This is a genomic window from Marinilabiliales bacterium (genome assembly GCA_007695015.1).
Taxonomy (GTDB): Bacteria; Bacteroidota; Bacteroidia; order Bacteroidales; family PUMT01; genus PXAP01.
In genome coordinates, this window is the sequence record REEN01000021.1 from 57922 (window position 1) to 69834 (window position 11913).

The window sequence follows — 11913 nt, forward strand, 5'->3', positions numbered from 1 at the left end:
AGTATTATGGCCCCCAACGTGTCCCTGATTCCCTTGTTGTAGCTATTTTTTTTTAATCGTCTCGTTAAAAATAAGTATTTACAGCAAAATTAAATTGGTCTATAAAAATTTCTTTAAAACTTGAAATGTTGTTCTGTTCATAAAATAAAAGCATGGCTTTCTTGTATTCAACAGAATCAACCGTTCTGAATGACATTGGGCAATGCTTATGATTCATCAGAACAGCATTGCTAACAATTCTTGCCGTTCTTTTATTTCCATCCACAAATGGTTGGATGTATGAAATTAAAACAAGCAGAAGTAACGCTTTCTCAAATACGTTTTCTTTGTTATTGATCAATTCGCACATATTTGAAAGGGCTTCTGAAATTTGAAACTCATTGTCTAAGGGTCGATAATTTGTTCCTGATATACCCACTCTTCTTTTTCTTATGTTGTTGTCAACCCCGAGCTCTTTCATCAATAGACTATGTATATCTTCTATTTTCGAAACAGATAATGGAATCAGGTAGTCATGGTTTTCAATTATAAAGTCAATGGCATCTTTATGATTTAGAAGCATAATTGCTTCTTCTTTTGTTTTCCCTGATGCGGTTTCCTTTTCTTTCAGTAGTCTTTCCGTTTCCAATAGAGAGTATGTATTCCCTTCAATCTGAGACGATTTCCAACTTAAATCAATTGCCAATCTTTCCAACTCCTTTTTGTATTCTGTTTCAGATAGCTGGGAGATGTTCTCCTTGAATTTTTTTTGAAGTAAATCTAATTGCTCCAATTCACTGGCTGCAAAAACGCTACATTCTTTAAGTGTTCCTGGTATGAGCCGTAAATTAAAACTTTCCCTGATGTCCCTTTCGTCAATTTCTTTTTCATAATACTTTTCAATGTCAACAGGATATAAAATTTCATAGGTAGGTGAAATCAAATATTTCGTTGATTTTCCCTGGCCTTTCTTTGTTAAGAGGTTTTCATCAATCAGTTTGGAAAGCATTCTCTTAACAGTAGCATAACTAATTGATGATGAAATACCTTCAAAGATTTCTTTTGAAGAAACTTCTTGCCTCTTCTTTATGAGTTCAATTATTTCGAATTCCCTATTGTCAATCATAGAGTTATAATTTACGGCTCACAAATATAATCATTATGGCTCAAATCACCACAATATTGAGCCGTATTTACTTTCAGAATGAGCCACAACGTTCCCATGGGTCGAGTAGGAAGAAGGAATTTCACCTTCCCCCTCTCTCACAGGCAGGGTCGAAGACTGGGGTACGCAACTATGACATATCAACAATAATGAAATCACCCTTTCGGGGAAAACTTAGTTGGTGACTATTGCAACCCACACAAGGTCAAGAGTGCTTTTTTTTGAAAAATCACCCTGTTTGCACTATTAAAAAATTCCCGCTGAATTGCTGTTGTTTTTGCAGATGTTTGGCAAGGAGCATAAATGGATGAACATATTATGAACTCATTGAAAGTCGCGGCCCGCTCAGTGTCTTACATATTTAACTTATGATGTGGCTTTTGCAAATATTTCAAATCCAGTCCTTTTTATCTCATCAACAAATGGATTATCGGAGTAAAAATCATTATGCGAAATAGGATGTGGCTCAATTCGTGTGTCAATTTGAGAAGCTAACAACATTAATTGAACTTGAATATCAAAACGTTTCGAATCATCCAAATCCCTGAAAATTAAAGCTAAATCAATATCACTGTCCAGGTTTGAGTTTCCCCTTGCATAAGAACCAAAAACATAAACAGACTCAAAATCAGGATACTCCTGTTGAATCAGTTTAATGTATTCTGTTATTGTTTTATTAATTGCTTTATCCATTTTCTCAATTCTTCTAATTTATCAATCCATTCTTTCGTGAATTCCGGAGTACATCGTTGCTTAAAGCTCAATTTATAATCATCATATCGAGCATTAATGTTGAATGCTGTTACTGTTACTAATTGCTCCTTTTTATCATTGTCAAGGTTTAAATCTGCTTTCTCTGCAAGTCTTAATAAATTATGGATGTATGGAGGATAATCTGATTTTACATTGACGTATAAAGCTTTTAACAATTTTTCAATCATTAAATGTCCTATAAATAAAGACCAACTGTATCTTTTGGATTTGAACATATCAATCATCGCATCGTAATCATCATCTGAATTGTCAATCCAATATTTTATTAATCTTTCTTTGTTAATATTCTTATTCTCCATAATCTCAAAGATACAAAAAATACATCTCTTCTAAAACAATAACTAATGACGAAATTTAAGGTTTGCAGGGATGAACAGGTACTTGTTGCAGTATTTGAACTTATGATGTTTGCGAATAATTATCTCGATAATTTAACAAAGCTGCTGTCCTCAAGCTCAGCTGTCAGGGGTTTTACCCCCCGAAGATATCTGGGAGTTTTACCTTCCAGCTTATTTAGGAACAAAACCAATTGGCAGCATGTCGCCCACACGTTGCCTGCCCATATCTCCACCCAGTATTATGGCAACAGGATCGAAATAACCGCATTCCTGAAAAGAGACCCGGTCTTTAAGAAGGCGCAGAAAGCTTCTGGTGTTACGTACTCTTCCCGTCCCACTATAACCGAAGTAGGAAATAATAAGATTTTCCGGGCACACCAGGTATTTCTGGCCCTCCTCAATGATAACTATATCTTGATAACTGAGAGAGTTACCAGCCTGATCAAGCACCGAAAATCCCTGGGCTTCGAGGTCATCAGCCCATAATGAACGAAAAAAATGCATTATCGATCCTCCGTAGACATTGTTTCTTCTGATTTCATTAAAGCTCCCGGAAATCCTGCCTGATCCGTCATCCGTAAAAATAAACTTTCCGGTATAGATGACATTGCGGCTTCCCCGGCAATATTCGAAATTTTCGAGATAAAAGGTGATAATATACCCCAGTGCTTTATTATGGATCTGCAGAGGTTTTAAAGCGACGGCCTTTAGCGTGTCACTTTCGGATCCGTAATTGAATGTGATATCCTCCTCATTAAGTATCTCACATCTGCCGGCATATGATGTCATGCCCAGGAACTGATTCCTGAAATTTTGCAGGTTGGCCATTCTTTCCCTCTCAAGCGACCTGCCGCTTATATCGATCGCGGGTATATCATAAACCATGGGAGTTAGGTATACCAGCAGGGGTTCACTTGTGGAAATACCTTCCAGTGATACTGAAGAGTATCCAATTGCGCTGACCGATAACGGCAATGTAGCGTGCCTGGATATATCCAGCTCAAATTCACCGTTTTCATCGGCAACAGTTCCGACTATGGTGCCGCTGAAAAATACCGAGGCAAAACTGACTGCATCGTCAGTCTGGCTGTCAATGACCGTTCCCCTGATAACCTGTCCACGAACTTCAATTGCAGATCCTGCAATGAGCATCAACACCAGTAATATCCCGGAAGTATATCTTAGCAACATTTTGTCAATCTGATTATCACGTTTATCAGGGTACATATTCGCCATTTCTGTATCAACGGGCATGAGCATCAGCCTCCACCCTGAACTCGCCACTTGCATAAACCGGGATGCCCGTTTCGGTCAATCCCTCAACAATCACCCGGAAAGCAGATAACTTGTCGGACGTAAAAAATGAAACCCTTGCCCTGCCATTGCCATCAACGCTGATATCGGGGTTCCAGAAAAGGGTGGTACGGTAATCCGGCCGGGAATCACGCGATTCGGGATCATCATAGACAGGTGAATAGAATTCACGTGCATTGTAGTATCCCGGGAACTCAAACCTTACTATCTCCGGTATGGGGGCATCCGAAAGCTGGTAATCTTCAGGGGTCTTTTCATATATGGCAATAACCGTGTGAAAGTCAGGGCCATAAAGGTAGGTTTGCGGAAATTTCAAAACATCTATAAAGGATATTTCATCAATTCGCGAATAACCTATCTCCCTGCACTCCTGAACTTCTATTCCATTGAGAAAACATCCCACTCTCATACTCATTTCCCATAAGGATAGATTCCGTCTGAATAGCATGGGATGGTATTCCATTATCATATGCCAGGGATCAAAATATGAGTCCGCAAAAGGATCCTTATCAGGTATAAGCCTGGCCCTCATAGCCATAGGGGTTCCATACCCTGTTCTTTCGAAGGCCCTTCTGTCAAAGGTTCTCTCTGCCGGCCTGCGCCTTCGTATCTCCACCTCCTCCATCTCCAGGTGCCATATATCGTCAAGATGCGAGAGTATGGGGTCCTTCATCGAGTCTTCGAAGTAGGCCGCCATAACCTCCCCGGCAATGACGGCTGCCGGTATATCTGCCCTGCCCTGAACAAAATCCGGCTCATCTATATTGAAACGTATCCAGTTGTCCCTGCCGGCAGTGAAGTTCTCATCCAGGCCCCGCCGCGTCCTGCGCTGCTCCCTTCTTTCGCGGTAAACATTTCCCTGGAGTACCAGGTAAGTTGTATCGTAGAATTCAATCCCTTCAAACAGGAAAAGGCCATCCTCATCAGTAGTCTGGCTTGCTGAACTGAATTCCTTTCCAAGTGCCATAAGCGTTACGTTCGACCTTAAAGGGACCTCTCGCCTGTCTCTGTACGTGACCTGCCCCCTTATAACATGTCCCATGCCGGGGGGATAGAGGATTTCCGGGAAGTTGCCGGCAAGCAGATCCTCCCACCTGAACCGTCGCCAGCCGTGGGTCATCATCAGCAAATCAAGCAGAAGATGCCTGTCGGCGTTGGACGGGTCAAGGAAGTAGCCCGGGTTTTCGATATATCCCGGCAAATCGGAACTTAATAAAAGATGGCTGACTATATTATATTGGTCATGGTGTGAGGGCACCACGTAGCTGTCGGTTACCGACAATGAAAGATTACCCGCCAGCGGATAATCAAAGTCGTCGGTCAGCTCAAGCTCAAGCTCAACCCTCTCCCTGTTGCCGTAGGTTTCTTTTGCGGCAGATACATTCAGATGTGCCATGGTATCTTCACTGCCTGTAAAAACAAGCCTTTCGGCCACCGGCAACCCGTCGGCCGAGATCAGCGTGAAATGGGCTATACCGGGTGGCAGGCCCAGTTTATCAATATGAATGAGAGCCTGATCGCCCTCTGTCAATTCTGCAAGGTAAAAAAGCTCTCCCCTGATATGCCCGGCCAGCAAAGCACCGCCAAGGCCGCCAGCCACGTTGGCCTCAACCTTTGCCAGCAACATGTCCGGCATATTGTTATTGACCTGGAATGTGTATCCCTGCAGTTTCATGGGCGGAAGCTCAAATCTGTGTCTCTTTTCTCCTTTTTCAACCACCGCATGATAATGCCTGCCGGGTAAGGGGCTAAACATAAACCGGCCAAGGCCGAAACGGCCGGTGCTAAAACTGCCGGCCGGATGCCCCAGGTCATCATATACCTGTCCGGACAACTCCACACCCCTGCCGCCGGGGCCAGCAGACTGCACCGCCACTGATGCCATAAGTCCCCCGACAAGATCGCCTCCCTCCGGGAAAAACCGCACGCTGACATGGTTTGCAGGGGAGAATCCCCCGAAAGGGTCGTCAGCGCCATCCATGCGGGCTCCCTCTGACCGGAAGTCATTGCCGGCCGCCGGACTCCTGTCTTCGGAATCAGCCGCCGACCGGAAGCCATTTCCAGCCGACGGACTCCAGCCCTCGGGGTCAGCCTCCGACCGGGGGTCATTGCCGGCTGCCTGGCCACTGTCCCTGCGGGCACCGGGGGAGTTGGCAGTCTCTGGTGAGGCTCCGGGTGAGGATCCGCCTGAGGGGGTTTGCAGGGCATCGCCCTCGTACCTGGATATTACTCTTGCATAGGGGTCCAGCACCTTCAGCTCCATGCTGAAAAGGGGCGTATTGCTGAAATTGAGCATGTAGTTGGTATAGCCCCGCAGGATCCAGGAGCCGGATTCAAAATCAACCCCGAGCAAAAAGTCGCCGCTTCCCATGCCATCGGTTACCCGGATATAGCGCTTTTCGGCCACAACACCAGCGGTATCGGCAAGTTCTACATAAACGATCCGGCTGTGAGGTGAAGCCTCATGGGACGATGCATCGGTAAGGTAAAGCCTGAACCAGACAGTTTCCCCGGGAAGGTAATGGGACTTGTCGGCGTGGATATAAAGTTTCTCCTGCCGGTAAGACTCATTCAGCCGTAAAAATCTGTCGGCCACCACCTGCCGGAGCGAATCGCCCGAACCGTAAAGCCGGAGCGGGAAGAAAAAAAGAAGCAGAAATAAAAAAGGAACTAAAGATCTTTGAAAGAGAACCCGGTAAAAAACCCGGCTATGCCTTGCTTCAGGCAACCAAAACATTCTAATTTTAGTACCGGTTGTACAATTCACCTGGTTATCCGGTATAAGTTGACACCATAGTCCGCAAGACTGTCGGTAAATTTTCCATTTTCAATTCTGATGGTCCGGTTTTCACCAAGCACTTCAACATTCTTTCCATCAGCAACTATAAAGGTTGCTTCGGTAGCCCCGGGCCTCATTGCCACCGAGAAAATATAATCTGCATCACCATCATTTTTGGTCATTACAGCAACAGGGACACTCTTATCGGCGCTCACTACAGAGGCAAATCCTTCGGTTGAAGGACTGTTGAGTATCCTTGCCAGTGAAGCCACCTGCATATTGATTTCCCTGATGGCAGAGACCATTTCCGGATCACGCAAAACTGCAGCATCATCAAAGGGAGGATCTGTCGTGAAGGAATGACAGAAGTATCCGTATCCGCTGGCTCCATGGATCAGGGCCATCCAAACCTGGGACCTGACTTCCGAAGGAGTCGGCTTCCGGGGACTCTGGTCATTTATTTTGGTAGTTTCGATCCAGCACCAGACGGGCTTTGAATAGTCGGACCATTTCAAAAGATTTTCGATTCCTTTGGCGACATACCATAGATTCCCGCTTGTTTCGTCATCATAATTATTTACAGGGTAAATATCAAAGGAGGCAATATCACAGCCCTTGAGGTACCCGTTTTTTGAAATTTTGTAGGAATCGTTATCTCCAAAGCACTCCCCGCGGCCAATCCAGTTTGGCCAGGCAACACCCTGCCCCAGGTTGAGGTATACGGGGCGGGATGGATCATTTTTTTTGATCTGCCTGTAATCTCTGATAATTTCAGCCGGGTCAACACAGGGATCATACTGGTTAGTGGTACTGTTCCACTGGGCATTGTCAGGTTCATCATCATGCATCCAGGCGTAGATAGCCGGCTCATCGAGATTTTTAAGCCCAAATTCATTCTGATCACAGATAACAAGCATGTTGGCATCTTTGAATGCATCAAGTTTTTCCCTGTCAAGGCCTCCCCAAATCCCGATAAACATATTGATGCCTATATCTTTATAAGCCTGGGCATTGGTATGGCTCTGCATCCAGACAGAAACCGGAAAAAAATCGGGATCGCCTTTAATGCTGCCTACATTCTGAGCCCGCAGTGAAACAACATAAAAAAAGATTGCCGAATAAATAAAAAATCTTCTCATAAATCCCTTTGCTTTGGTTAGAGTTCCTTTCAAAAATACAGGAATATATCAAAAAACAAAACCGGTTTTATGGCACACTCTCCACAAACAGAAACCTGCCGGTATTAAAACAGAAGAAGGCTACTTCATAATGCCAGGGATTTATGCCGCTTCGGGAATTCGGGGACTGAAGGCAGTTGCTTTTCAAGCGGTTTCAAAACCCCTTATTCCGTGCCGGTACGCCGGGCCGGAGGCTGTTGCCTTTTATGCCGGATCAGTACCCCGGGTTCTGGACCAGCACTCCTGGCTGTATATCTACAGATAAGCAATTTGTTGTATCTTTGTTTAGTCAGAATCAAATCTGAAAATGGATAGAAGCCAGTTAATAGAGCAAATTAAGAAGGTAATCCGGGAAAAGGATGCTAATGCTGATGCATGGCTTTTCGGTTCGAGAGCCCGGGGAGACTCCCGTGCAGATTCTGACTGGGATGTACTGATTTTAGTCGAAAACAAAGCGATAACCAACGAGATAGAGGATAAATTCCGAGGACCGCTTTATGACCTGGAACTTGAGACAGGAGAAATCATTTCTACATTCATATATCCAAAAAAAATATGGGACAGAGACCTGATTTTTTCGCCGTTATATAAAAGCATTAAGAAAGAGGGTATAAGGCTATGACCATTGAAAGCAGAGATGATTATATACGGTACAGGTATCAGAGAGGATTAGAATCCTATGATGATGCTTTGATACTATTGGAGAAAAAAAGATGGAACACGATAATAAACAGACTATATTATGCATGTTTTTATGCAGTGATTGCCTTGCTGCTTAAAAAAAATATTGAAACACATACTCATGATGGTGCAAGGAACCAGTTTAATCTTCAGTTTATAAAAAAGGGGCTGATTGATAAAAACCAGGGAAAACTTTTTTCAAAATTGTTTGATTACAGGCAGAAAGGAGACTACGGAGATCTGTTTGATTTTGATGAGCAACTAGTGCTTCCTTTATTTGATCAGGTAAAAGTGTTTCTGAAAGAGATTAAAAAACACCTTGAGTTCTAAGTTTTAACTTAACCGGATACAATAAGGTAAGCCCGTAACGTACATCTTCTTATGGCAAAACCAGAACCAGTGCCCCGGTTATCGGATGGGTGAGCCAGGATAAAGGTGGTTGCCTTTTATGCCGGATCAGTACCCCGGGTTCTGGACCAGCACTCCTGGCTGCATGTCTATCTGCGACTGCGGGATGGGCTGGTATTTGTCCCTTTCGGGGATGAACGCCGCCCCGTTCATAAAGTCCCTGATGCGGGTATCGGCCTCTGCGAACGAATTGAGGGTTTCTGCCATCGGCATGGAGTTAAGCTCTGGCGGCAGGTTATCCCAGCGCCTCAGGTCGAAGAAACGGTGCCCCTCGGTGGCAAATTCCAGCCGCAGCTCCCACTGCACCGCCCTCATCGCCTCCGCCCTTCCGCCGAAAGGCTCATCATAAAGCCCTACATTGTAATTGGCAGCCGGCACGTTCCAGTCCACCGAACCGCCGGTAAGGTGATCCCTCCTGGTTGTCCCCGGCCCCCAGGGATAAACGCCCGGGGGCAGCTCGTGAATCTGCACCCTCCCCATAACCACCTCGTTTTCAGCACGCTCGCGGACCATGTTCACGTATAAGCGGGCACGTGTAAGATCCCCTTCGTATGCAGCCACCTCTGCCCTCCACAGCAGCACATGGCCAAGCCTGAGGTAACGGTAGTTGTTCGGGTTTGCGGCAGGCATCCACGTCGTACCGTGCCATGGACGTTCATGCTGATATATAAAGGGTTTTGAAGCGGGCAGGTAAGGCCCACCGAAGTCCTGGTCACGTATCCAGTCCCGTCCCCTGTTTATTCCCCAGTCCCTGTAAGGTATCCCCCGCCGGCTCACCGTCCGGTCCAGCCTCGGGTCAACCTCATCTTCAAAGGGAACGAAAGTCTCAGCCGAGGGAATACCCATATCATTCTTGAGGTCGGTATCGTTAAAACTCTCAAACATGGGCAGGCCCCTTTCGTCAACCCGAAATGCATTAACCAGGTTCTGCGACGGCTGGTGGAAACCACAGCAGGTTCCTATATCAGCTCCGTGCGGAAAATTGAGGCCAATGCCCATTTCGGCGTTACCGAAACAGCATGCTCCATCAGAAACATTTGCCTGTATCTCGAATATCGATTCAGGGTTGTTGTTGTGGACAATACGGTAATTATCAAAAAAGTTGGGCATCAGCTCGTACCTGCCGCTGTTTATCACAGCATCGAGCAGCGGTTTGGCCTCGGCGTACATCAACTCCTGCATATAGGCTTTGGCAGCCAGGGCCTTGGCGGCGTACCTGGTGGGACGGCCTACCTCTGACTGCACCTCCGGAAGGTTAGCCGCTGCATATTTCAGGTCGCCGATTATATGCTCAAGCACCGCGCCCTCCGGGTTGATATTGGTTACTTCGGCCGGGTCGGGAGCATCTTCGGTAATTATAGGGATGTTCCCGAAAACCAGCCACGCTTCAAGGTTGTAAAATGCCCTCAGGAAGCGGGCCTCGGCCCTCAGCCTTGCTTCGGCGGCCGGCTTAAGGTCTTCAGTCAGCCCGATTATCCTCAGCACTTCGTTGGCGCGGTAAACCCCCATGCCAAAGGCCCATTTCCACTTCTCGGCCGGGTACGGGTTATCGGGGCTGACATTCCATCTTTCGATCTCATTTATCTCCAACTGGTCGTTAAACTCCGACCCCTTGTATGCATCGTCAGATGCCACCGAGCCGTAGGTCCAGTTCTGTATTGAGGCTCCCCAGCTGACCTCCCACAGGGCCCCGCCGCTTATTATGCCGTAAGTTCCCAGCAGGAGGGCCTCTATTCCCTTTTCATTTTTAAAGACGGTCTCTGCAGTGATGCCCTGCGGCTCCTTGTGGAGGAACTCTTCGGAGCAGGAAAACAATGCTGCAGCAATCAGGATGGCAGGTATTCCGGTAACCGTATATCGCATGATCACCATGTTTTTTTAATAACAGGATCTCCAATATAGTAAAAACGGGAATAACATTCAAATCATTATATGGATCGGGATATATTGGCCCTGCAGTAATGTCCTAAAGCTGCGGAAAGAAATACAAGCAGTTCTGCCTGCGGTTCTTTAAACAATTATGTGTATATTTGGACAAACACATACACATTATGAGGACAAATATCGTGATTGATAATGAGCTGATGAAGAAAGCCATGTCAATAACCGGTCACAAGACCAAAAAAGCCACTGTTGAAGAAGGCTTAAAGCTTATTGTTTCCCTTAAGGAGCAGGAAAAGATCAGGGCTTTCAGGGGAAAACTCAAATGGCACGGGGATCTTGAACAAATGAGGCTGGACAAATGATACTGGTTGACTCATCAGTATGGATTGATTACTTCAATGGTATCGACAACCCTCCGGCCTGTTACCTGTATGACAACCTGGGCCGTGAAGTATTTGTAACCGGCGACCTTATAATGCTGGAGGTACTGCAGGGGTTTGGGTCTGACAGGGATTATGCAACCGGCAGGAAAATAATGGAGAGTCTGCCCTGCCTCAACCTCTTCGGAAGAGAAATAGCGATCACCACCTCAGGCAATCGCAGGAAATTAAGAAATAAGGGGATCACCATCCGCAAGACAGTTGATATGGTTATTGCCACCTTCTGTATAGAGAACAAAATAAGGCTCCTTCATAATGACAAGGATTTTCTGCCGCTGCAGGAATTCGCCGGGCTGAAGGCTATAATTTTTTAGTGACGGGGTTTATTGATCTGAAATTGTATCCCACCAATCCACAATCTTGTTTTTAAGTGTCATAAAATAGGCTTGCACTTTGCATCTAACTATTGGATGCACCATATTATATGGCGGAAACTGAACAGTACACTCAACCACATTTAATCCTCTGCCAGCACAGGATAATATTTCTGCATTATTTAAACTTAAAATAAATAAACTGAATTTTCTATACTCCGGAATTTTTGGAGTGGGATGATATATCTTGTATGAAATTAAAGTGAATGAATGTTGGGATTAGTGAAAGAAACGAATGAATATTAACTACTAACAAATGGGGAAAAGAAGAGGAAGCCACCAAGTCTTCAACAGATTAAGCTTCCTCTTCCGGCTCCCTTTCTAAAAAGAAAGGAGGTGAATTATGCCAGGAGACAATTAATCGCTGAACGGGTAAGTCCCGGTTCCAGAAATGAAATCTACCGAATAACAACCCTTTCCGGGTTGCACCAGAAAGGTTTCAGCCATGGAATATCATGGTAAAAATAAGACAATGTTTATCAAAAAATAAATTTTAGTCTCATGAAAAAGAAAATAATTCTTACATTAACAATCTGCTTATTTGCAGCAGGTTCAATTATTAACGTGCATATGGCACAAAACGATCAAAACATGGATTT

Annotated in this window: 11 protein-coding genes; 4 read left to right on the forward strand and 7 right to left on the reverse strand. The window is 45.1% G+C overall.

The window, feature by feature from the left end; all coding sequences use genetic code 11:
• Positions 1–64 precede the first annotated feature (64 nt).
• The 6 genes from EA408_01015 to EA408_01040 all read right to left on the reverse strand — a co-directional run bounded on the left by EA408_01015 (position 65) and on the right by EA408_01040 (position 7521).
• Positions 65–1105, reverse strand: a complete 1041-nt coding sequence (locus EA408_01015) for a cell filamentation protein Fic (protein ID TVR75170.1) — start codon at positions 1103–1105, stop codon at positions 65–67.
• Between the two features lie 405 nt (positions 1106–1510).
• Complete coding sequence (locus EA408_01020) at positions 1511–1837, reverse strand: nucleotidyltransferase domain-containing protein (GenBank protein ID TVR75171.1); 327 nt, start codon at positions 1835–1837, stop codon at positions 1511–1513.
• Positions 1810–2202: a HEPN domain-containing protein gene (locus tag EA408_01025; protein TVR75186.1), complete on the reverse strand. Its 393-nt coding sequence runs from the start codon at positions 2200–2202 to the stop codon at positions 1810–1812. Before EA408_01025 ends, EA408_01020 begins: the two co-directional genes overlap by 28 nt.
• 225 nt (positions 2203–2427) lie before the next feature.
• Positions 2428–3546: a carboxypeptidase-like regulatory domain-containing protein gene (locus EA408_01030; GenBank protein ID TVR75172.1), complete on the reverse strand. Its 1119-nt coding sequence runs from the start codon at positions 3544–3546 to the stop codon at positions 2428–2430.
• Entirely contained in the window at positions 3500–6307 is a 2808-nt protein-coding gene (locus tag EA408_01035; protein ID TVR75173.1) for a hypothetical protein, read from the reverse strand. The genes EA408_01030 and EA408_01035 overlap by 47 nt, the downstream gene beginning before the upstream one ends.
• A 26-nt stretch (positions 6308–6333) precedes the next feature.
• On the reverse strand, positions 6334–7521 hold the full coding sequence (locus tag EA408_01040; protein ID TVR75174.1) for a hypothetical protein: 1188 nt from the start codon (positions 7519–7521) through the stop codon (positions 6334–6336).
• Positions 7522–7834: 313 nt separating this feature from the next.
• Here EA408_01040 and EA408_01045 point away from each other — a divergent pair, with 313 nt between their 5' ends.
• Positions 7835–8149, forward strand: a complete 315-nt coding sequence (locus tag EA408_01045; GenBank protein TVR75175.1) for a nucleotidyltransferase domain-containing protein — start codon at positions 7835–7837, stop codon at positions 8147–8149.
• The gene (locus tag EA408_01050; protein TVR75176.1) at positions 8146–8538 is read left to right on the forward strand and encodes a HEPN domain-containing protein; all 393 of its coding nucleotides are present in this window, start codon (positions 8146–8148) and stop codon (positions 8536–8538) included. Before EA408_01045 ends, EA408_01050 begins: the two co-directional genes overlap by 4 nt.
• Positions 8539–8664: 126 nt before the next feature.
• On the opposite strand, the gene EA408_01055 is transcribed toward EA408_01050, so the two are convergent.
• Positions 8665–10488 (reverse strand): RagB/SusD family nutrient uptake outer membrane protein, encoded by a 1824-nt coding sequence (locus EA408_01055; protein TVR75177.1) that lies wholly within the window; start codon positions 10486–10488, stop codon positions 8665–8667.
• 179 nt (positions 10489–10667) lie between these two features.
• Between EA408_01055 and EA408_01060 the strand changes: the two genes are divergently transcribed.
• Both EA408_01060 and EA408_01065 read left to right on the forward strand, forming a co-directional pair.
• A complete protein-coding gene (locus tag EA408_01060) occupies positions 10668–10862 on the forward strand; it encodes a type II toxin-antitoxin system VapB family antitoxin (protein ID TVR75187.1) in 195 nt (64 codons plus the stop codon).
• The gene (locus EA408_01065; GenBank protein TVR75178.1) at positions 10859–11254 is read left to right on the forward strand and encodes a PIN domain nuclease; all 396 of its coding nucleotides are present in this window, start codon (positions 10859–10861) and stop codon (positions 11252–11254) included. Before EA408_01060 ends, EA408_01065 begins: the two co-directional genes overlap by 4 nt.
• Positions 11255–11913: the final 659 nt, after the last annotated feature.

Excerpts from the sequence above, each read along its gene's own strand:
- EA408_01020 (TVR75171.1), bottom strand. The coding sequence starts at position 1,837 with ATGGATAAAGCAATTAATAAAACAATAACAGAATACATTAAACTGATT.
- EA408_01015 (TVR75170.1), bottom strand. The coding sequence starts at position 1,105 with ATGATTGACAATAGGGAATTCGAAATAATTGAACTCATAAAGAAGAGG.
- EA408_01055 (TVR75177.1), bottom strand. The coding sequence starts at position 10,488 with ATGGTGATCATGCGATATACGGTTACCGGAATACCTGCCATCCTGATT.
- EA408_01060 (TVR75187.1), top strand. The coding sequence starts at position 10,668 with ATGAGGACAAATATCGTGATTGATAATGAGCTGATGAAGAAAGCCATG.
- EA408_01065 (TVR75178.1), top strand. The coding sequence starts at position 10,859 with ATGATACTGGTTGACTCATCAGTATGGATTGATTACTTCAATGGTATC.
- EA408_01050 (TVR75176.1), top strand. The coding sequence starts at position 8,146 with ATGACCATTGAAAGCAGAGATGATTATATACGGTACAGGTATCAGAGA.
- EA408_01035 (TVR75173.1), bottom strand. The coding sequence starts at position 6,307 with ATGTTTTGGTTGCCTGAAGCAAGGCATAGCCGGGTTTTTTACCGGGTT.
- EA408_01030 (TVR75172.1), bottom strand. The coding sequence starts at position 3,546 with ATGCAAGTGGCGAGTTCAGGGTGGAGGCTGATGCTCATGCCCGTTGAT.
- EA408_01045 (TVR75175.1), top strand. The coding sequence starts at position 7,835 with ATGGATAGAAGCCAGTTAATAGAGCAAATTAAGAAGGTAATCCGGGAA.